Origin of the sequence: Streptococcus vestibularis ATCC 49124 (genome assembly GCF_000188295.1) — a bacterium.
GTDB lineage: Bacteria > Bacillota > Bacilli > Lactobacillales > Streptococcaceae > Streptococcus > Streptococcus vestibularis.
Genome location: NZ_GL831112.1, coordinates 1,303,425 through 1,324,569, shown reverse-complemented (window position 1 = coordinate 1,324,569; position 21,145 = coordinate 1,303,425). Strand labels below are relative to the sequence as shown.

20 protein-coding genes and 2 pseudogenes are annotated in these 21,145 nt (G+C 41.6%); 16 read left to right on the top strand and 6 right to left on the bottom strand.

The annotated features are described in order from the left end of the window. The first annotated feature begins 100 nt into the window (after nucleotides 1-100). The 6 genes and pseudogenes from HMPREF9425_RS06505 to HMPREF9425_RS06480 all read left to right on the top strand — a co-directional run bounded on the left by HMPREF9425_RS06505 (nucleotide 101) and on the right by HMPREF9425_RS06480 (nucleotide 7,079). Nucleotides 101-1,099 (top strand): LTA glycolipid anchor biosynthesis glycosyltransferase, IagA/BgsA family, encoded by a 999-nt coding sequence (locus HMPREF9425_RS06505; RefSeq protein WP_152901309.1) that lies wholly within the window; start codon nucleotides 101-103, stop codon nucleotides 1,097-1,099. Then, on the top strand, nucleotides 1,100-2,422 hold the full coding sequence (locus HMPREF9425_RS06500) for a glycosyltransferase family 4 protein (protein WP_003097641.1): 1,323 nt from the start codon (nucleotides 1,100-1,102) through the stop codon (nucleotides 2,420-2,422). Nucleotides 2,423-2,755: 333 nt separating this feature from the next. After that, on the top strand, nucleotides 2,756-3,100 hold the full coding sequence (locus HMPREF9425_RS06495) for a MazG-like protein (RefSeq protein ID WP_037621542.1): 345 nt from the start codon (nucleotides 2,756-2,758) through the stop codon (nucleotides 3,098-3,100). After that, nucleotides 3,093-5,039, top strand: coding sequence for a threonine--tRNA ligase (thrS, locus tag HMPREF9425_RS06490; RefSeq protein ID WP_003097637.1), 1,947 nt, complete (start codon nucleotides 3,093-3,095; stop codon nucleotides 5,037-5,039). The genes HMPREF9425_RS06495 and thrS overlap by 8 nt, the downstream gene beginning before the upstream one ends. Nucleotides 5,040-5,086: 47 nt before the next feature. Further along, nucleotides 5,087-5,991: pseudogene (locus HMPREF9425_RS10390) on the top strand (alpha/beta fold hydrolase). Nucleotides 5,992-6,020: 29 nt separating this feature from the next. After that, nucleotides 6,021-7,079, top strand: coding sequence for a DUF3114 domain-containing protein (locus HMPREF9425_RS06480; RefSeq protein WP_003094658.1), 1,059 nt, complete (start codon nucleotides 6,021-6,023; stop codon nucleotides 7,077-7,079). A 71-nt stretch (nucleotides 7,080-7,150) separates the two neighbouring features. Here the strand turns inward: HMPREF9425_RS06480 and HMPREF9425_RS06475 are convergent, their stop codons facing one another. From HMPREF9425_RS06475 to HMPREF9425_RS06455, 5 genes are all read right to left on the bottom strand, one after another. Then, nucleotides 7,151-7,342, bottom strand: coding sequence for a PspC domain-containing protein (locus HMPREF9425_RS06475; protein ID WP_003097634.1), 192 nt, complete (start codon nucleotides 7,340-7,342; stop codon nucleotides 7,151-7,153). A gap of 58 nt (nucleotides 7,343-7,400) precedes the next feature. Next, on the bottom strand, nucleotides 7,401-8,078 hold the full coding sequence (gene trhA / locus HMPREF9425_RS06470) for a PAQR family membrane homeostasis protein TrhA (RefSeq protein ID WP_003097633.1): 678 nt from the start codon (nucleotides 8,076-8,078) through the stop codon (nucleotides 7,401-7,403). After that, nucleotides 8,071-8,520 carry a DUF1836 domain-containing protein gene (locus tag HMPREF9425_RS06465; RefSeq protein WP_003097629.1) on the bottom strand — a complete coding sequence of 150 codons (450 nt, stop codon included), beginning with the start codon at nucleotides 8,518-8,520 and terminating at the stop codon, nucleotides 8,071-8,073. Before HMPREF9425_RS06465 ends, trhA begins: the two co-directional genes overlap by 8 nt. Before the next feature lie 172 nt (nucleotides 8,521-8,692). Beyond that, nucleotides 8,693-9,964, bottom strand: a complete 1,272-nt coding sequence (locus tag HMPREF9425_RS06460) for a hydroxymethylglutaryl-CoA reductase, degradative (protein WP_003097627.1) — start codon at nucleotides 9,962-9,964, stop codon at nucleotides 8,693-8,695. Continuing rightward, on the bottom strand, nucleotides 9,957-11,132 hold the full coding sequence (locus HMPREF9425_RS06455) for a hydroxymethylglutaryl-CoA synthase (RefSeq protein WP_037621539.1): 1,176 nt from the start codon (nucleotides 11,130-11,132) through the stop codon (nucleotides 9,957-9,959). Before HMPREF9425_RS06455 ends, HMPREF9425_RS06460 begins: the two co-directional genes overlap by 8 nt. A 322-nt stretch (nucleotides 11,133-11,454) precedes the next feature. Between HMPREF9425_RS06455 and HMPREF9425_RS06450 the strand changes: the two genes are divergently transcribed. The 9 genes and pseudogenes from HMPREF9425_RS06450 to HMPREF9425_RS06410 all read left to right on the top strand — a co-directional run bounded on the left by HMPREF9425_RS06450 (nucleotide 11,455) and on the right by HMPREF9425_RS06410 (nucleotide 18,213). Then, on the top strand, nucleotides 11,455-12,315 hold the full coding sequence (locus HMPREF9425_RS06450; RefSeq protein ID WP_003093490.1) for a thymidylate synthase: 861 nt from the start codon (nucleotides 11,455-11,457) through the stop codon (nucleotides 12,313-12,315). Between the two features lie 107 nt (nucleotides 12,316-12,422). Further along, nucleotides 12,423-12,926, top strand: coding sequence for a dihydrofolate reductase (locus tag HMPREF9425_RS06445; protein WP_003093756.1), 504 nt, complete (start codon nucleotides 12,423-12,425; stop codon nucleotides 12,924-12,926). Nucleotides 12,927-12,930: 4 nt separating this feature from the next. Next, nucleotides 12,931-13,101 (top strand): hypothetical protein, encoded by a 171-nt coding sequence (locus HMPREF9425_RS09810; RefSeq protein ID WP_002886174.1) that lies wholly within the window; start codon nucleotides 12,931-12,933, stop codon nucleotides 13,099-13,101. A 17-nt stretch (nucleotides 13,102-13,118) separates the two neighbouring features. Then, complete coding sequence (gene clpX / locus HMPREF9425_RS06435) at nucleotides 13,119-14,345, top strand: ATP-dependent Clp protease ATP-binding subunit ClpX (RefSeq protein WP_003097621.1); 1,227 nt, start codon at nucleotides 13,119-13,121, stop codon at nucleotides 14,343-14,345. Nucleotides 14,346-14,354: 9 nt separating this feature from the next. Continuing rightward, a pseudogene (gene yihA / locus HMPREF9425_RS06430) lies at nucleotides 14,355-14,953 on the top strand (ribosome biogenesis GTP-binding protein YihA/YsxC). Nucleotides 14,954-15,082: 129 nt separating this feature from the next. Beyond that, a complete protein-coding gene (locus HMPREF9425_RS06425; RefSeq protein ID WP_003097618.1) occupies nucleotides 15,083-16,459 on the top strand; it encodes an amino acid permease in 1,377 nt (458 codons plus the stop codon). 11 nt (nucleotides 16,460-16,470) lie between these two features. Beyond that, nucleotides 16,471-17,421: a homocysteine S-methyltransferase gene (gene mmuM / locus HMPREF9425_RS06420; protein ID WP_003094879.1), complete on the top strand. Its 951-nt coding sequence runs from the start codon at nucleotides 16,471-16,473 to the stop codon at nucleotides 17,419-17,421. A 112-nt stretch (nucleotides 17,422-17,533) separates the two neighbouring features. Then, the gene (locus HMPREF9425_RS06415) at nucleotides 17,534-17,788 is read left to right on the top strand and encodes a DUF1912 family protein (RefSeq protein WP_003094650.1); all 255 of its coding nucleotides are present in this window, start codon (nucleotides 17,534-17,536) and stop codon (nucleotides 17,786-17,788) included. A gap of 74 nt (nucleotides 17,789-17,862) precedes the next feature. Further along, the gene (locus HMPREF9425_RS06410; RefSeq protein WP_003093314.1) at nucleotides 17,863-18,213 is read left to right on the top strand and encodes a helix-hairpin-helix domain-containing protein; all 351 of its coding nucleotides are present in this window, start codon (nucleotides 17,863-17,865) and stop codon (nucleotides 18,211-18,213) included. Between the two features lie 116 nt (nucleotides 18,214-18,329). On the opposite strand, the gene plsY is transcribed toward HMPREF9425_RS06410, so the two are convergent. Beyond that, nucleotides 18,330-18,971, bottom strand: coding sequence for a glycerol-3-phosphate 1-O-acyltransferase PlsY (gene plsY / locus HMPREF9425_RS06405; RefSeq protein WP_003093288.1), 642 nt, complete (start codon nucleotides 18,969-18,971; stop codon nucleotides 18,330-18,332). Between the two features lie 137 nt (nucleotides 18,972-19,108). On the opposite strand from plsY, the gene parE reads away from it, so the two are divergent. Beyond that, complete coding sequence (gene parE, locus HMPREF9425_RS06400; RefSeq protein ID WP_003097612.1) at nucleotides 19,109-21,058, top strand: DNA topoisomerase IV subunit B; 1,950 nt, start codon at nucleotides 19,109-19,111, stop codon at nucleotides 21,056-21,058. Nucleotides 21,059-21,145 lie beyond the last annotated feature (87 nt).

Genomic DNA, 21,145 nt, shown 5'->3' with positions numbered 1-21,145 from the left:
TTTTGACTTGTGCTTTTCTACCCTATCTCATTAAATGAGAAATCAAGATAAAGTTAACTGCAAGATGAAATTTCGTACAAATTAAGCTATAATTATGAGTATGAAAGTTCTACTTTATCTTGAAGGAAAATCGGTTCTTGAAAAATCAGGAATCGGACGGGCTCTTCACCATCAGATGCGTGCCTTAGACTTGGCGGGGATTCCCTATACAACAGACATCTTGGGTGATTATGATGTTGTTCATATCAATACTTATGGACCACGCAGTTTGATGTTGTTACATGCCGCAAAACGTCGTGGAAAGAAGGTCATCATGCATGGTCATTCGACACGTGAGGACTTTGAAAATTCATTCATTGGTTCTAACTTCATGGCACCACTTTTTGGGAAATATTTGGCCCACATGTATCAAAAGGCTGATTACGTGATTACGCCATCTGAGTATTCCAAAAAATTGATTCAGTCTTACGGAGTTACCACACCAATCATTGCTGTTTCAAACGGGATTGATCTGAAAAAATACGGCAAGGACCCACGCAAGGAAGAAGTTTTCCGAGATTACTTTGGTATCGAGAAAGGACAGCCAGTGGTTATTTGTGCAGGTCTTTACTTCCAACGCAAGGGAATTGAAGATTTTGTCAAGGTTGCTGAGAAGATGCCACATGTTCGTTTCATTTGGCTAGGCAGTATTAGTAAATGGCTAATTCCTAAAAAGATTCGAGACATTGTCAATGGTAAGCATCCTGATAATGTCAGCTTCCCAGGTTATTTCAAGGGAGCTGTCTTTCAGGGAGCTATGAGTGGTGCCAACGCCTTCTTTTTCCCATCTTATGAAGAGACAGAGGGAATTGTAGTACTTGAAGCCTTCGCTAGTCACCAACATGTGGTCTTACGTGATATTCCTGTTTATGAGGGCTGGGTTGATGAGAAATCTGCCTCATTTGGGCACAATGTGGATGAATTTGTAGTGGCCTTACAAGATATTATCGATGGTAAAGTGGACAAGCGTGAAGCAGGATACAAGGTTGCGGAAAGTCGCTCGATTGATGATGTCGCTCAAAAACTTGTTAAAGCCTACAAAGAAGTATTGGAGATTTAAATGCGTATCGGATTGTTTACAGATACTTATTTTCCACAGGTATCCGGTGTTGCGACTAGTATTCGCACACTGAAGACGCAGTTGGAAAAAATGGGGCATAATGTCTTTATCTTTACTACGACTGATAGAGATGTTGATCGCTATGAAGACTGGCAGATTATTCGTATTCCTAGTGTTCCTTTCTTTGCCTTTAAGGATCGCCGAGTGGCTTATCGTGGTTTTTCTAAGGCTCTAGAGATTGCAAAACAGTACAAGCTTGATATTATTCATACGCAGACAGAGTTCTCCTTGGGGCTTCTAGGGATTGCCATTGCGCGTGAACTTAAGATTCCTGTTGTACACACCTATCACACCCAGTATGAAGACTATGTCCGCTATATTGCCAAAGGTATGGTCATCCGTCCAAGTATGGTTAAGTACATTGTTCGTGGCTTTATGAGCGATCTGGATGGGGTTATCTGTCCGAGCGAGATTGTTTATGACCTTTTACTCAAGTACAAGATTGCTGCTGAAAAACGGGTCATTCCAACAGGCATTGAACTTGAGAAATTCCAGCGTCCAGAGATTACTGAGGAAGATGTGGCAGACTTGAGAGCCAAGCTTGGTATAGCTTCGGATGAAACCATGTTGTTGAGCTTGTCTCGTGTCTCTTATGAGAAAAATATCCAAGCAGTTCTGGCGGCTCTACCTTCGGTTTTAGGGGAAGACGATAAGGTTCGGTTAGTTGTTGCTGGCGATGGACCTTACCTACCAGACCTGAAGTCCCAAGCCAAGAAACTTGGTGTTCTGGATAAGGTGGTTTTCACAGGTATGATTGCACCTGGCGAAACAGCTCTTTACTATAAGGCTGCTGATTTCTTCATCTCGGCATCAACCAGTGAGACCCAGGGTTTGACCTATCTGGAAGCCTTGGCTAGCGGTACTCCGATTATTGCTCATGGAAATCCTTATTTGGATAATGTGATTACGGACCAGATGTTTGGAACGCTTTATTATCATGATAATGATTTAGCTGGGGCAATTTTGGAAGCGGCTATAGCAACGCCGGAAAAAGATGAGACAAAGTGGGCTGAGAAGCTCTATGAAATTTCTGCGGAAAACTTTGGAAAACGTGTCTATGAGTATTACTTGGACCTTACAATTTCTAAGGATTTCCATAATGATCTTAATGGTGAAGGTAGCACTATGAAACGCTTGACCCGTATGGTGACTTACTTGCCAACTAAGGCTATCACCTTGCCTGTTAACGGCTCTGTTCGTATCATCAAAGGCTCTGCTAAACAGGTCAAGAAAATCAGAAATATCACAAAACTTTTGGATTAGGAAAGCTATCACATTTTCCTAGTCAGATAAAATCTTAGAATTGATTAATAAAAGAGATAATTAGCTTGAAAAATTACAGTTTCATGCTATAATAACGCATAGAGACATATCAGTCATGGGAAATCTTTCAGAGAGCGTGTGTCGCTGGGAATCACGCAGAGGACATGGTTGGGACTACTCGATTGACTTTTTATGCAAACATAAAACGGTGGCCACGTTAGAGCCAATCAGAGGTGTAAGACAGACTTATTTTTTGTCGTACACGAACTAAGGTGGAACCACGTTGCGACGTCCTTTTCAGGATGTTGCAATTTTTTTATGAGGAGTCTAACTATGGACTTGCAAGAATTAGTGGAGCGTAGTTGGGCAATCCGACAAGCTTATCACGAGCTGGAAGTTAAGCATCATGATTCCAAGTGGACGGTAGAAGAAGACCTTTTGGCTTTATCTAATGATATTGGAAATTTCCAACGATTAGTGATGACCAAGCAAGGACGCTACTATGATGAAACACCCTACACACTGGAACGAAAACTTTCAGAAAATATCTGGTGGCTAGTGGAACTTTCTCAACGTTTGGATATAGACATTCAGACGGAAATGGAAAACTTCCTCTCTGATATTCAAAAGTCAATGCTTAGAAACTATGAAATAATAAAAGGAGAAAATTATGATTAACATTACTTTCCCAGATGGCGCTGTTCGTGAATTCGAATCCGGCGTTACAACTTTTGAAATTGCACAATCTATCAGCAACTCTTTGGCTAAGAAAGCTCTTGCTGGTAAATTCAACGGTAAATTGATCGATACTGCACGTGCTATCACTGAAGATGGAAGCATAGAAATCGTGACACCAGATCACGAAGATGCCCTTCCAATTTTGCGTCACTCAGCGGCTCACTTGTTTGCACAAGCAGCTCGTCGCCTTTTCCCAGATATTCATTTGGGTGTAGGTCCAGCTATCGAAGATGGTTTTTATTATGATACAGACAATCAAGCTGGTCAAATTTCTAACGAAGACCTTCCTCGTATCGAAGAAGAAATGAAGAAAATCGTTAAAGAAAACTTCCCATCAATCCGTGAAGAAGTGACTAAAGACGAGGCGCGTGAAATCTTCAAAAATGACCCATATAAATTGGAATTGATTGAAGAACACTCAGAAGACGAAGGTGGTTTGACTATCTACCGTCAAGGTGAATACGTTGACCTTTGCCGTGGCCCACACGTGCCATCAACTGGTCGTATTCAAGTCTTCCACCTTTTGAATGTTGCAGGTGCTTACTGGCGTGGAAATAGCGATAATGCTATGATGCAACGTATCTACGGTACAGCTTGGTTCGATAAAAAAGATCTCAAGGCTTACCTTAAACGTCTCGAAGAAGCTAAAGAACGTGACCACCGTAAACTTGGTAAAGAGCTTGATTTGTTCATGATTTCTCAAGAAGTTGGTCAAGGGCTTCCATTCTGGTTGCCAAACGGTGCGACAATCCGTCGTGAGTTGGAACGTTATATCGTTGATAAAGAAGTAGCAGCAGGCTACCAACACGTTTATACGCCACCAATTGCATCAGTTGAACTTTATAAAACTTCAGGTCACTGGGATCATTACCGTGAAGACATGTTCCCTCCAATGGATATGGGAGATGGGGAAGAATTTGTCCTTCGTCCAATGAACTGCCCACACCACATCGAAGTCTACAAACACCATGTCCACTCTTACCGTGAATTGCCAATCCGTATCGCTGAAATCGGTATGATGCACCGTTACGAAAAATCAGGTGCTTTGACAGGTCTTCAACGTGTTCGTGAAATGTCACTTAACGATGGACATACTTTTGTTGCTCCAGAACAAATCGAAGATGAATTCAAGAAAATCCTTCAATTAATCATTGATGTTTATGAAGACTTTAACTTGACGGATTACCGTTTCCGTTTGTCTTATCGTGACCCTGCAGATAAGCACAAATACTTTGACAATGATGAAATGTGGGAAAATGCGCAACGCATGTTGAAAGCGGCTGTTGATGATATGGGTGTTGAGTACTATGAAGCCGAAGGAGAAGCAGCCTTCTATGGACCAAAATTGGATATCCAAGTGAAAACAGCTCTTGGTAAGGAAGAAACTCTTTCAACTATCCAATTGGACTTCTTGCTTCCAGAACGCTTTGATCTTCATTACATTGGAGCAGACGGGGAAGAACACCGTCCAGTCATGATCCACCGTGGGGTTATCTCAACCATGGAACGCTTCACAGCTATTCTGATTGAAAACTACAAGGGTGCCTTCCCAACATGGCTTGCCCCTCACCAAGTAACCCTTATTCCAGTATCTAACGAAAAACACGTGGACTACGCATGGGAAGTGGCTAAGGAACTTCGTGATCGTGGTGTCCGTGCCGAAGTGGATGAACGTAATGAAAAAATGCAGTTCAAGATTCGTGCTTCTCAAACGCAAAAAATTCCTTACCAATTGATTGTTGGTGACAAGGAAATGGAAGACGGAACTGTTAACGTTCGTCGTTATGGTCAAAAACAAACACACACTGAGACTGTTTCAGAATTTGTAGAGAATATCCTTGCTGATATCGCTCGCAAATCACGCCCAGATGCCGAATAAAAAAGGGTCGGTTAGCTAAGCTAACTGGCTTTTTAGTAGGATAAACCATGCATGTTTTCTATGAAAAGACTTTTATTTCTGATGGGATTAGTTCTGTTCTTGTTACTGGCGAGCTTTACTTACCATAGATTGGGCTTGCAAAGAGAGAAGGCCTCTCTTAGCCCTTTAGGGCGGATGGTAGCTGTCAATGAACACAAAATGAGCGTTTTTGTAAGGGGGCAGGAACGGCCTCTCCCATTCTATATTTTAAAGACTTGTATGATGGGCTTTCTAAGCAGTATAAGATAGTCGTTGTAGAGAGAGCTGGCTGTGGTTATAGTGAGGACACCTCTAAGTCCAGAGATGTTTCTGAGGTTCTTTCAGAGACACGTCAAGCCCTAGCCAAGGCCCATGTATCGGGTCCTTACATTATCCTTTCTCATTCGATGGCCTCCTTAGAGACACTTCTTTGGCAGGAAAAATACCCAAGTGAAATCCAGGCAGTCATTGTCTTAGATTGGGCTCTACCAGAGAGTTACTATCAAATAAAAATGCATCCCCAGATGTTATCTATGGCTCGTTGGGAAAGTCAATTAGGTCTATTAAGGTATTTACCAAGTCGCTTATATATGCCTAATGAAAATCTAAGTAGCAGTGACCGACGCCTCTATCAACGAATAGCTTATCGTCAAATACTGTCACAAGCTATGTTAATGAGAGTCTATCTGTTAAGGGAAATGCTAAAAAGGTTGATACTAAGATAAATTCGCAAATCCCAACCTTGCTTCTAGTTTCTAATGGAGAAGGCATGGGTTTTAGCCAGGAGGAGTGGCGACATTATGCGACTAGATTTGCAAAGGACCAGGAAAATATCGAGCTGACTTTTTATGATGCCCCACACTATCTTTATCACTATCACACCAAAGAGGTAGTTGCTAAGATAGAGGACTTCATAAAGGAGACCACTGATTAAACTAACTGATGTTATTGAGGAGAGATGAGATGCTCATAGGCTCAAAAGCCTTTTCTAGCTTATGGAAGGAATGGCAAAAGGAATACCAGCCACTGCAGGTGCTGAAGTTATTGCTGGCTTATATAGAGATGCCAGAGGATCTATCTGGGGAGATAGAGGAAACTCAGCGTTTATTATCCTATTTTGACCCTGACTTGGCGCCTCATGATGCTTTCTGGAAGGATGTTGCCAGGTTAGTAGATCTGGCTTTTCCTGGTGATATCTTGTCTCAGGAAGGCCTTGTAGAGCGACAAATCCATCAGTTACGTTACTTGATTTCTAGTCAACAGGCTCAGTATGTGAGGACACATTATAAAAAAACAGGGATGACAGACAAAGAAGCTTTAGCTGTCTATCTCAGATGGAAACCTTTCACCATGTTTGATCAGGGGCGTCTGCACCAAAAGATTTCTTTCTGTGATGGCAAGGGGATTTATCCAGATGGGATTCCTAGTGTTAATCTCAAGATTCTCCTTTATAATCGTGTAGAGTTTATTTTAGATAGTCAGGGAAATTTTCTCAATGAGGTCGATGCGGAGCAGGTGACTGAGAGTGGAGTGGTTAATGGTGCTAGTTTCAACTATGGCAATTTCAAGCGCCACTGGCAACTGGATGTGGAGCCGGTTCAACCACATGATCCTGATTTTCGTAATCGGATGACCAAGGGTTTTCGTTCACCAAACAAATTGAGAAAGAAGTTGGGCCGAAAAGAGCCTGAACAATTTGATAAATCTTTCTACAATCCAAAAGGTATCTATGCCCAGTCTCATAGGTCTTTGGCAAATGATGTCAAACGCCAAGTCAGACTTTTTCTCGCCATGGTTTATGGCTTTAAACCAGTTCAGAAAAAGCAAACAAAGGAGGTTCATATGTCTAAACAACCACAAAACAATAAAGGAACAGCAGTTCTAGGATCACTAGTCTTTATGGCCTTATACGCCCTAGGTATTTGGCACAATGCTGTCCGAGGAAATATTCCTTTCCTTATTCTTTGGAGTGTTTTACTCCTTGTTAATATCAGTTATTTGATTTTCCGCTTGAAAAAATAAAAAAGAAAGTGATACAGACCTAAATGGTAAGAATTTAGATCTGTGTCACTTTTTGTATATTCAATTGTAACTTACCACTTGCTTTCTTCTGGGATAATAATCCAGCAAATGATGTAGAAAAGAAAACCTGTTCCAAATAAGAAAATCGCTGCAGCCCAGATGAGGTGAATAATGACAGGATCGATATCAAGATATTTAGCGATACCAGAACAAACACCGGCGATGATTTTGTTGTTAGGATCTCGTCTGAGTTCTTTTTTCATATGATTTACCTCCGTATGGCCTTATTATATCATAACTGTTTGAAGCCTGGTATTTGTTTTAAGGAATCATGAAATAGACAATACCCAGATATTGGAGAGCCGAAGCCAACATGATGAAGAGGTGCCAAATCATGTGGAAGTATGGCTTTTTCTTAGCATAGAAAGCTGCACCAACCGTGTATGACAATCCTCCAGCAAGCATGAGTCCCCAAAAGGCAGGTCCTGTCTTAGTGACGATAGCTGGAATAATGAAGATAACCAACCAGCCCATCATTAGATAGAGGAAGAGGGAGAATTTTTCATTGATTTTTTTAGCAAAGATTTTGTAGAGAATACCAAAAATCGTTGTTCCCCATTGAAGGATAATGATGCTGTAACCTAGCCAACCGCCAACTAGAGATAGGGCAACAGGGGTGTAGCTTCCAGCAATGGCGATATAAATCATGCTGTGGTCAATAATTCTTAGGACCATCTTGTGAGGCGAATTGTAATCCATGGCATGATAGATGGCTGAGCTCAAGAACATGAGGAAGAGGCTAATGACAAAAACAGACATCCCGACAGCAGCAGTCATGCCGTAGCCGTTGTTGGCATGAACAGCAGTAATTGGCAATAAGGCCAGCATGGCCATAGCTCCGACGGCGTGAGTCACGCTGTTAGCCACTTCCTCACCAAAGCTAAGTTTTTTACTGAGTTTGAGGTTGGGAGAAGCATTAAAAGTAGCAGTATTAGACATTGTTTCCTCCTTCAAGGTCGTTCAAAAGTTGATGGGTAGCTCGGTAACATTGAAGCGTCTGACAGGCTGAGAGTATGACTTGCGGAGCCTCTTGGGAAAACTGACCATTCATACAGGCTACAAAGTCATTGTAGTAACTCTTTTGACTTTCAGCATCTGTTCGTAGGATTTCCAAGGTTTTAGCAATCTCAGAAATCTCAAAGACGGTCTTCAGACTAGTGATGACAATAAGTCTGGCTACCTGAGCAGCATTATATTTTTTCTTGATGGGTTTTGCGACATGGCCATGTTTGACATAATTGTTGACCATAGAGGCGGTTAGCCCCTTGTCGTTTGGCCCCAAAGTACTTTGGGTGACCTGGTTGACATATAGCAAAACCTGATCCAAATAGAGTTCAATCTCTGGTAATTCTTCCCAGAGAGGGTATTGTTGTGTTGTCAAATTATAAAAACCTCTTTATCTAGTTTCCATAGCCAGATTATAACATTATAGAAATTTAAGTCAAGTCAGAACTTACGGGAAATGAAAAAGATGTTGAGATAATATGTTCAACATCTTTATTTCTTATGTGATATGGTAGAGTTATTTTTTAAAACTGCTTCAGTATCTCTTTTTATGGGGTTCTAAGTTTCTTCAAAATTGCTTGTGCAGTTTCTTGATTCATATGTTTGGCCTTGAGAAGTTCAGCCAAAACGTGAGGTATCTCTTCAGGACTAGCACCGGCTAGTAGGGCTAGAGATTTGGCCTGAAGTTTCATATGTCCTGCTTGGATACCTGTTGAAGTCAGAGCTTTGAGAGCAGCCAGATTTTGTGCTAAACCAAGAGAAACGATGATACTAGCTAGGGTTTTGGCATCTAGATGGTTAAGTAAGTCGTGGGCGATAGAAACACTAGGGTTAAGTCCGATTGAACCGCCACGGGTTGCAATTGGCATGGGGAGGGTTAATTCTCCCACCAATTCTTTAGTCTCCTGGTCATAAGTCCATGTGGACAGGCCACGGTAGCTACCATCCTTGCTAGCATAGGCATGACTACCAGCCTCAACTGCTCGCCAATCATTGCCAGTCGCAATAACTAGGGCATCGATACCGTTGAAAATACCCTTATTATGGGTGGCTGCTCGGTAGGGGTCCACCTGGGCCAGTTGGCTAGCCATCTCCATTTTCTTGGCTAGGTCATGTGCTTCGTCCTTATTGCGGCTGAGGAAGCGTGTGTTAAGACGGCAAGTCGCTGTCACAAGGCTCTCAGTGGCTAGATTTGAGAGAATAGCCATGAGGCTTTGACCTTCCGAGAGATTTTCTAATTCTGGTACCAGTGCTTCCATCATGGTGTTGACCATATTGGCTCCCATAGCTTCTTGGGTATCAACGGCTAGATAGACAATGAGGAAGTCTCCCTTAATCTTAGTCCAGAGCTTGCGAGGACCTCCCCCACGCTTAACAATAGAAGGATGGGCCTCTTTGGCAATCTCTATAAGGTCCTGACTGGCTGCTTGAATTTTACTTGAAGCAGCGGCTTTATCAGGAACGTCAAAAAGGGCAACTTGGCCAATCATTTGACGATTATGAATCGTAGTCGTGAAACCGCCAGAGCGTTTAATGAGCTTGCTAGCATAGGAAGCAGCGGCGACAACAGAAGGCTCCTCAGTAACCATGGGAACCTGATAGGTTACACCGTCTACCAATACATCTGGGCAAACGGCAAAGGGAAGTGTAAATCGACCAATGACATTTTCAGCCATTTGATTGGCTGTTTCAAGAGTAAGTTGTTGGTCCTTATCCAGAAGTTCTTGATTTTCCTGAGACAAAAGAGCATTCTTTTTCAAATGCTCTTTGCGTTCTTGCGGTGTCTTCTTGGAAAAACCAGTCCAAGAGAGTTTAGTCATTTTGATTTCCTTTATAGATACGTTGATGTTCAGAGATTTCAGTCAAACGGAAAGATCCAGTTTGATAAGTAGCGAATTGGGTTGATCCGGTGTCATCCAACTGAGCCTCTTCGTAGAAAAGTTTTTCATAGTCAGCGACGCTCAAGTTATGACGTTGGGCAAAGGTATCTAGGCGATCAGAACGAAGCATGTCTTTGTAGCCTTCCACTAAACGTCCTGAGAAAATTTCAGAGACAGCTCCAGAACCGTAAGAGAAGAAGCCAATCTTATCTCCGGCTTTAAGGTCTTGCGACTGTTCTAATAGAGAAAGGAGTCCAAGATAAAGTGATCCTGTATAGATATTTCCAATTTGTCGACTATAAGTAATGGATGCATCAAAGTGGTTAATTAATCGCTCTTTATTCTCTGCATTCAAATCTTTGGGAATAATCTTATTAAGTCCCTTAAGAGCTAACTTAGGATAGGGAAGGTGGAGGCAAAATGCTGAGAAATCAGCGAAATCGGCTTGATGACGTTCCTGATAAGCTGCCCAAGTTGTCTTCAAACTGTCAAGGTACTGCTTGGTTGAATAGATGCCTTGAACATAAGGCGTTGAACTGTAGTTTGGACGCCAGAAGTCCATGACATCACGAGTTTGCGCCACATTATCATCAGCAAGCTCCAAAATACGTGGATTCTGACTGACTAGCATAGCTACAGCACCAGCTCCCTGAGTTGACTCCCCAGAAGATCCGACACCATAGCGAGCAATATCACTAGCGATAACCAGAACTTTGCTATCTGGGTGAGTTGCCACATGCAACTTAGCATAGTTAAGTCCGGCTGTTGCAGCGTAACAAGCTTCCTTCATTTCAAAAGAACGGGCAAAAGGCTGAATACCCAAAAGACTGTGAACATAGACAGCAGCAGCCTTAGACTGGTCAATGGAAGACTCAGTAGCCACGATGACCATATCGATAGCTTTTTTGTCGTCGTCATTTAAAATATCAGCCGCTGCATCAGAGGCAAGCGTCACGATATCTTCTGTAATCGGCGTAATACTGGTTGCATCAAGCATCAGCCCCTTGCTGAATTTTTCAGGCTCCGCCCCACGGGCAAGAGCGAGATCAGCCATGTTTAGAACATATTGACTGGTTGCAAAACCAATCTTATCAATTCCAATAGACATATGATGTTTCCTTTTATTCTTCATTGTAGAGTATCCAGAAGATACTAATCTATAGTGATTTTACCATAAAAGAGTGCTTTCGCCTTGAAAAAAACTTTGATAGTTAGTAATATCTTATTTTTTGATAAGTGCTATAGGATTTCAAAAGACTCACTTTTGCTATTCCTATAGCTTTTAGTTCTCATTTGCACCAGAATAAGGTAAAATTAAAATGAAAAGCAACATTATTTACAGCTATAATTAGATAAGCAAAATTATTTCTACTTATTATGTTGCGAGTTTTTAGTGAGACTTTGTTTTCAATAGAATAAAGAGGAAAATCATGACAAAAGCAGACACTATTTTTAAAGAAAATATCACCAAAATCCTGGAAGAAGGTGTTTGGTCTGAGCAAGCACGTCCTAAATACAAGGATGGCACAACAGCCAATTCCAAATACATCACTGGAGCTTTTGCAGAATATGACTTGAGCAGGGGAGAGTTTCCAATTACTACTCTTCGTCCTATTGCTATCAAATCTGCCATCAAAGAAGTGTTTTGGATTTATCAAGACCAGACAAATAGTCTAGATGTCCTTGAAGATAAGTACAATGTTCACTATTGGAATGACTGGGAAGTTGAAGACGTACCTGCTAATAATGGGGACAAGCGTTCGATTGGTCAGCGTTATGGGGCCGTCGTTAAGAAGCACGATATTATTAACCGTTTGTTGGCTCAGTTGGAGGCTAATCCGTGGAATCGCCGTAATGTCATCTCTCTTTGGGATTACGAGGCCTTCGAGGAGACAGCAGGACTTCAGCCTTGTGCCTTCCAAACCATGTTTGATGTTCGTCGTGTGGGTGAGGATATTTATTTGGACGCCACTTTGACGCAACGCTCTAACGATATGTTGGTGGCTCATCATATTAATGCCATGCAGTATGTGGCCCTTCAGATGATGATTGCCAAGCACTTTGGTTGGAAAGTTGGTAAATTCTTTTATTTCATCAACAACCTCCATATTTATGACAATCAATTTGAGCAAGCTGAGGAACTCCTCAAGCGTCAGCCGTCTGATTGCCAACCACGCTTGATTCTCAATGTTCCTGATGGAACTAATTTCTTTGATATCAAACCAGAAGATTTTGAATTGGTTGATTATGATCCTGTCAAACCTCAACTCAAATTTGACTTAGCAATTTAATAAATGCTTATGATTTAAGCCTATAAAGAGCTGGCAAAGTTTTTCCGAGCTCTTTTTGTCTTTTTTTGTTAGAATGGATTGTAAACTTAAAAAGAAAAGGAAATACCGTGTCTAAACAACTCATTGCTATTTGGGCGGAAGCTCATAACCATGTTATTGGGAAGAATCACACTATGCCTTGGCATCTGCCTGCTGAACTGGCACATTTCAAGAAAACGACTATGGGTTCAGCAATTCTTATGGGACGTGTGACCTTTGATGGCATGAACCGTCGTTGCCTGCCAGGACGTGAAACCTTGATTTTGACACGAGACAAGGACTTCGACTGTGAGGGTGTAACGACCGTTACGAGTGTTGAGGAAGCCCTAGCTTGGTTTGAACAGCAAGATAAGGATCTCTATATTGCTGGTGGTGCTGGTGTCTACAAGGCTTTTGAGGGATATTATGATGCACTCATCAAGACAACTGTTGAGGCTGATTTAGAGGGAGACACGTATTTTCCACAACTAGATATGACGGCATTTAAAGAGGTATCATGTGATCGCGTGGCCAAGGATGATAAAAATGCCTATGACTTTAGTATAAGTCGCTATGAAAAAGAAGGAGACTAGGTTCATGCAACGTAGTGTTTTTGGGTTATTTACTGCATTATTGGGGGTGCTTTGTGTCCTCTCTGCCATTCCTGCCTTTCGCAAGAAACGTTATGGGTTAGCAGTTTTTCTCTTTTTAAATGCTTTTACCAACCTTGTCAATACTATTCACGCCTTCTATGGCACCCTATTTTAGAAAAGAGTGAGGAATAAATGGCTGGAAATCGTAATGAAGAAATGGTTTATTGTTCATTTTGTGGCAAAAACCAAGAAGAAGTAAAGAAAATTATCGCTGGGAATGGCGTCTTTATCTGTAACGAATGTGTGGCCTTGTCACAAGAAATCATTCGTGAGGAAATGGCAGAAGAAGTTTTGGCTGACTTGGCTGAAACACCAAAGCCAAAAGAACTTTTAGATATTTTAAACAACTATGTCGTGGGGCAGGACCGTGCCAAACGTGCCTTGTCGGTAGCTGTTTACAATCACTATAAACGTATCAATTTCACAGAAAGTCGTGAAGACAATGATGTGGATTTGCAAAAATCAAATATTCTCATGATTGGACCAACTGGTTCAGGGAAGACTTTCTTGGCTCAGACCTTGGCTCGTAGCTTGAATGTTCCATTTGCGATTGCGGATGCAACATCATTGACAGAGGCAGGTTATGTGGGTGAGGATGTGGAAAATATCCTCCTCAAACTGATCCAAGCGGCAGACTTCAATATTGAACGTGCGGAACGTGGGATCATCTATGTCGATGAGATTGATAAGATTGCTAAAAAGGGTGAAAACGTATCAATCACTCGTGACGTTTCAGGTGAAGGGGTTCAACAAGCTCTCTTGAAGATTATCGAAGGAACAGTAGCCAGCGTTCCCCCTCAAGGTGGTCGTAAACACCCTAACCAAGAGATGATTCAAATTGATACTAAGAATATTCTCTTTATCGTGGGTGGTGCTTTTGATGGTATCGAAGATATCGTTAAGCAACGTCTTGGTGAGAAAATCATTGGTTTTGGTCAAAATAATAAGGCAATTGATGATGACTCATCATACATGCAAGAAATTGTGGCTGAAGATATCCAAAAATTTGGTCTTATCCCTGAGTTTATCGGACGTTTGCCAGTCCTTGCGGCCCTAGAACAGTTAACGGTTGACGACTTGGTTCGTATCTTGACAGAGCCTAGAAATGCCTTGGTTAAACAGTATCAAACCCTCTTGTCTTATGATGGGGTTGAACTGGAGTTTGACCAAGATGCTCTTGAAGCTATTGCAAGTAAGGCGATTGAACGTAAGACTGGTGCTCGTGGGCTTCGCTCTATCATTGAGGAAGTCATGATGGATGTCATGTTTGAAATCCCTAGTCAGGAAGATGTGACTAAGGTTCGTATTACCAAAGAAGCCGTTGATGGTACAGCTGCTCCAGTTTTGGAAACAGCGTAAGGAGGACCTATGGCTGAAGAACAAGTCCTAAATACGCACAATGCTGAGATTTTGCTCAGTGCGGCGAATAAGAGCCACTATCCCCAAGATGACCTCCCTGAGGTTGCCCTAGCAGGACGCTCGAATGTTGGTAAATCAAGCTTTATCAATACACTTCTTGGTCGTAAAAACCTAGCACGTACTTCTGGGAAACCAGGGAAAACTCAGTTGCTCAATTTCTACAATATTGACGATAAGCTTCGTTTTGTGGATGTGCCAGGTTACGGTTATGCCCGTGTGTCTAAAAAAGAACGTGCCAAGTGGGGGAAAATGATTGAAGAGTACCTTGTGACTCGAGACAATCTTCGTGTGGTTGTTAGCTTGGTTGACCTCCGACATGAACCAACTCAAGACGATATCCAAATGTATGAATTTCTTAAGTATTATGAAATTCCAGTTATCGTTGTGGCGACTAAGGCTGACAAGATTCCTCGCGGAAAATGGAACAAGCACGAATCTATCATTAAGAAAAACTAAATTTTGATAAAAATGACCATTTCATCGTCTTTTCATCTGTCACACGTGACGGTTATGATGAAGCATGGGATACGATTTTAGCAGAATTATAAAAAGAGCTTGGAGAAATCCGAGTTTTTTTCTTGTGATAGTTTTTGTCTATCTCTTTGATAGCTTCAACCTATTATCCAAAGGGCTTTTATTGTGATAAGCTTGTTTTATCATATCTATTGGAGGAATCTATGGAAAACCATAATTATGAAAATGAAGGTCAGTTCCAACGGAAGATGTCCTCACGCCACCTCTTTATGCTATCGCTGGGTGGTGTTATCGGTACTGGTCTCTTCTTGAGTTCGGGTTATACGATTGCACAAGCAGGTCCCTTTGGTGCGATCCTCTCTTACCTTGTGGGGGCTGTTGTCGTTTACTTGGTTATGCTTTCTTTGGGGGAGTTAGCAGTAGCTATGCCAGTAACGGGATCCTTTCACACCTATGCTACTAAATTTATCAGTCCGGGAACCGGCTTTACGGTAGCTTGGCTTTATTGGATTTGTTGGACGGTAGCCTTAGGAACAGAATTTCTGGGTGCTGCCATGTTGATGCAACGTTGGTTTCCATCAGTTCCGGCTTGGATGTTTGCGGCCTTCTTTGCCTTGGTGATTTTTGGGATTAATGCTCTAAGTGTGAGGTCTTTTGCGGAAGCGGAATCTTTCTTCTCTTCTATAAAGGTTATTGCTATCCTGGTCTTCATCATACTAGGTCTAGGAGCTATGTTTGGTTTGGTGAGTTTTGAAGGTCACCATGAGGCCATTATGTTTAAGCACTTGACGGCCAATGGTCTCTTTCCAAATGGTTGTCTTGCTATTGTGTCAGTTATGTTGGCTGTTAACTATGCCTTTTCAGGAACAGAGTTAATCGGTATTGCAGCTGGTGAAACAGATAATCCTAAGGAAGCTGTTCCACGTGCTATTAAAACAACTATTGGCCGTTTGGTTATCTTCTTTGTCTTGACCATTGTGGTCTTGGCTTCGCTTCTTCCAATGAAAAAAGCAGGAGTTTCTTCAGCACCTTTCGTTGATGTCTTTGACAAGATGGGGATTCCATTTGCGGCGGACATTATGAATTTTGTTATCCTGACAGCTATTCTTTCTGCTGGAAATTCAGGTCTTTATGCGTCAAGTCGTATGCTTTGGTCTCTGGCTAATGAGGGAATGCTTAATAAACAACTAGTGAAAATTAATAAGCATGGTGTTCCAATGATAGCCCTTTTGATTTCCATGGCTGGAGCAGTTTTATCGCTCTTCTCAAGTATCTATGCCGCGGATACGGTTTATCTAGCTCTAGTATCGATTGCTGGTTTTGCAGTTGTTGTTGTCTGGCTCTCCATTCCTTTGGCACAAATCAACTTCCGTAAACAGTGGAATTTAGAACATTCTGATGATGAGTTGGATTATAAGACACCGTTTAATCCAATCCTACCTTATATTACAATCATTCTGTTGGCCATTTCTGTTCTCGGTATTGCTTGGGATAGTTCACAACGTGCGGGACTTTACTTTGGTATTCCTTTCATGATTTTCTGTTACCTTTATCACTATCTTCGCTTTAAAAAATGGTAAGGAGGCCTTTTATGGCAACATTTAAAGATTATTTGGAAAATAATTCTCCCCTTATTCTTCATGGGGCTCTAGGAACAGAGATGGAAGCCCTGGGGTATGATATTTCAGGTAAGCTCTGGTCAGCTAAGTATCTTCTTGAGAAGCCAGAAATTATCCAAGAAATTCATGAAACCTATATAGCTGCTGGGGCTGACTTGATTACCACGTCATCTTATCAGGCGACCTTACCTGGCTTGGTAGAGGCAGGACTTACCGAGAAAGCAGCGGAGCAGATTATTGCCCTAACGGTCCGGCTAGCAAAGGCTGCACGTGATAAGGTATGGGTAGTATTAGATGAGACTGAGAAAGCAAAACGACCATATCCTTTGATTTCTGGAGATGTTGGTCCGTACGCAGCTTATTTGGCTAATGGTTCTGAGTATAGTGGTGATTATGGTCAAATTACTATCGAAGAGCTTAAGGATTTTCATCGCCCTAGGATTCAAATTCTCCTAGATCAAGGTGTGGATTTGTTAGCTTTGGAAACTATTCCAAATCGTTTAGAAGCACAAGCCTTAATTGAACTTCTAGCTGAAGAGTTTCCTGAAGCAGAAGCCTATATTAGTTTTACAGTCCAAGAACCAGGCACTATCAGTGATGGGACTTCTCTAGATGAGATTGCCAAGCTTGTTTCTCAATCAAATCAAATCTTGGCTGTAGGAATCAACTGTAGCTCACCTCTTCTTTATAACCAGGCTCTAGCTATTCTTAAGAATGCTGGCAAGGTGCTCATTACTTATCCAAATTCAGGTGAAGTTTATGATGGCAACAGTCAGACTTGGAAAACCAAAGATAAGGACGCTTTAACCCTAGTTGAACATAGCAAAGATTGGCATGCTCATTTTGGCGTGAAAATTTTGGGTGGTTGCTGTCGAACACGTCCAAATGACATTAAAGCCTTATATCAAGAATTTAGAACCTAGTCAAATTTCTAATTATCTGTTATAATAAGAAATTGTAAGGCTATTAGCTCTACACACTATTAGTAGAAAATGAAGCCAGCGTTAAGCTGGTTTTTAAAATGAAGAGGAAAATATGACCTACGAACAAGAATTTCTAAAAGACTTCGAAGCCTGGGTTGTTACCCAAGTTAAAGTAAACGAAACGGCCTTGGCCGCTAGCAAGAAAATCTGGGAAGAAGATGGCGATGAGCGTGCACGTGATGCAAGTTTCCGTTATGAGGCTAAATTAGATGCCTACAATTTCCTAATTGGTAAGTTTACCAATTATCGTGCGGGTAAAGGTTTCCATGATATGCCAGATGGCCTGTTCGGGGAACGTCACTATTAATAGAGAATAAAAAAGAAAATGACAACCGTAATTTATAAGAAAAAGTCGTCTGTCAAAATAGGAGAAAACTAGACATGGCTAAAGTAAAAAATAAAAAGAAAGCTTTTAAACACCGTTTGAAAAAACAAGGACTTTTCAATAATCTTAAAGCCCCTGTTCCACCAGTAGCACCACAACCTCTTGCTGAAACTAAGACAGTTGCCAAGGAAGAAGTAGCAGCCAAAGACCTTAGTCTTGAAACTTTCGCAGAACTTCCAGAAGTTGAAGGCCTTCGTTCAAACCTTGTAGAAACTCTTTATAATGAAGGTTTGACTTCAGTAGAGGCTTTTGCTACTGTGACTGAAGAAGAAGTTCTTGCCCTCAAGGGTGTTGGACCTGCAACAGTTAAAAAATTAAAAGAAAATGGTGTTAGCTTCAAAGCTTAAGCCTTAAAAAGATCCGAGGTGTAGCCTTCGGATTTTTTATTGTTTTAGAAAGCATTGCTTGATTAGAAAAACAAGAAAACCACTAGCTTGGCTAGTGGTCAATAGTCATTAATGATTTATTTCTTTGGATTTTGTTTGGTTAAGTTAAGTCCAAAAGGTACTAAGTTTTCTTGGTGCCTACGGATTCGCCCCATATTTTCAGTGTGACGGAAAATAATCACTAAAGCCATGATGATAAGAACAGTGCTAAAGATTGGGTCATATCCATCTAGCAAGAAGTGGATAGCTGGAAACACAGCTAAGGTAATAAGTCCAACAATTGCTGCAGTGACACTTGAAAATGAAATCATGCTGGTTAGATAGAGTGTTAGGACAAAGACCAGGAGTAGGAAGACGCAGTATAGGGGAGCAAAACCAAGAAGCACCCCTGCACTTGTTGCAACAGCTTTTCCGCCTTTAAATCCCGCAAAGATTGGAAAAACATGCCCGATAATTGCAAAGAAACCAATGATTAGGGGTGATACTTCCGTGACACCCAGCCAAATAGGTAAGAGCACTGCCAAAGTCCCTTTAAGCATATCCACTAAGAAAGTGATTGTGCCAGCAGTCTTACCAAGAACACGGAAGGTATTGGTTGTTCCAGTATTTCCAGATCCATGCTCCCGAAGATTAGTATGAAAGAAAACTTTTCCAATCCAGAGACCAGTCTGGATGGAACCTAACAAGTAGGCGATTAGGATTAACAATAAGATTTTCATGAGATAATTATAGCATACAGCCTAGTAATTGACAAAGCTAGTCAGCATAAAGATATCCTTTGAGCTTTCCTGATTTCCTTTGCAAATTCTTCTGAAAACTTATAAAATAATAAGGATGAAAATTTTGGAGGTCACTCTTGGCTAAAAAAGAAATAAATGTAAATAATTATAATGATGATGCCATTCAGGTACTGGAAGGGTTAGATGCTGTTCGCAAACGCCCAGGAATGTACATTGGCTCAACAGATGGGACAGGTCTTCATCACCTGGTGTGGGAGATTGTCGACAATGCGGTCGACGAAGCTCTCTCAGGCTTTGGTGATGTCATTGCTGTCACCTTAAATAATGATGGTTCCGTTTCCGTTTCTGACTCTGGACGTGGGATGCCGACAGGGATGCATGCCATGGGTAAACCAACAGTTGAAGTTATTTTCACTGTTCTCCACGCAGGTGGTAAATTTGGACAGGGTGGTTATAAGACTTCTGGAGGTCTTCACGGTGTGGGTTCCTCAGTTGTTAATGCACTGTCTAGTTGGCTTGAGGTAGAAATTACCCGTGACGGTAGCGTTTATCGTCAGCGTTTTGAAAATGGTGGTCACCCTGTAACAGGGCTTGAAAAGATTGGTAAAGCGCCTAAGTCTAAGACAGGTACAAAAGTTACCTTTATGCCTGATGCGAGTATCTTTTCAACGACTGACTTTAAATTTAACACTATCTCAGAGCGTCTCAAAGAATCAGCCTTCCTTCTTAAGAATGTCACTATGACATTGACAGACTTGCGTGGCGAAGAAGAAGTTCGTGAAGAATTCCACTATGAAAATGGGGTTCAAGACTTTGTGTCATACCTGAATGAGGACAAGGAAACGTTGACACCAGTCATCTATATTGATGGAGATCAACAGGAATTTCATTTAGAGGTAGCCCTTCAGTACAATGATGGTTACTCTGATAATATCCTTTCCTTTGTCAATAATGTCCGTACTAAGGACGGAGGGACCCACGAAACAGGTTTCAAATCTGCCATTACCAAGGCTCTTAACGATTATGCTCGTAAAACAGGTCTTCTCAAAGAAAAGGATAAGAACCTCGAAGGGTCGGATTATCGTGAGGGTTTGTCAGCAGTTATCTCGCTCTTGGTTCCTGAGGAACACCTTCAGTTTGAAGGACAAACCAAGGACAAACTTGGATCTCCTTTAGCACGTCCCATTGTCGATAGTATCGTTTCAGAGCATCTGACTTACTTCCTTATGGAAAATGGAGATTTGGCTTCTAACCTGGTGCGTAAGGCTATCAAGGCCCGTGATGCCCGTGAAGCTGCTAGAAAAGCGCGTGATGCTAGTCGAAATGGCAAGAAAAATAAAAAAGACAAGGGGCTCTTATCAGGGAAACTGACGCCAGCTCAGTCTAAAAATGCTAAGAAAAATGAACTCTATCTAGTCGAGGGTGATTCTGCCGGTGGATCAGCCAAACAAGGCCGTGATCGTAAATTCCAGGCTATCCTGCCTCTTCGAGGTAAGGTCCTAAACACTGAGAAAGCCAAAATGGCTGACATTCTCAAAAATGAAGAAATCAATACCATGATTTACACCATTGGTGCAGGTGTTGGAGTTGATTTTAACCTTGACGATATCAACTACGACAAGATTATCATCATGACCGATGCCGATACCGATGGGGCTCACATCCAGACCTTACTTCTTACTTTCTTCTATCGTTATATGCGTCCACTGGTTGAAGCAGGACACGTTTATATCGCTTTGCCTCCTCTTTACAAGATGTCTAAAGGGAAAGGTAAGAAGGAAGTTGTCGAATATGCTTGGACGGATGGGGAACTTGAGGAACTTCGTCAAAAATTTGGTCGTGGAGCTATTCTCCAACGTTACAAAGGGCTTGGTGAGATGAATGCTGACCAGCTCTGGGAAACAACCATGGATCCTGAGACAAGAACCCTTATCCGAGTAACGATTGATGACCTAGCGCGTGCTGAACGTCGTGTCTCAGTCCTTATGGGAGATAAACCAGCACCACGCCGTCAATGGATCGAAGATAACGTTAAATTTACCTTGGAAGAAACGACAGCGTTTTAGGGAGTGTGAGTAATGGATCTATACTTAGGTTTTCCTTTATTAGTTTTTTTGTCCTCAATTTTTCTTGTAATCATCATGAATCGTCGA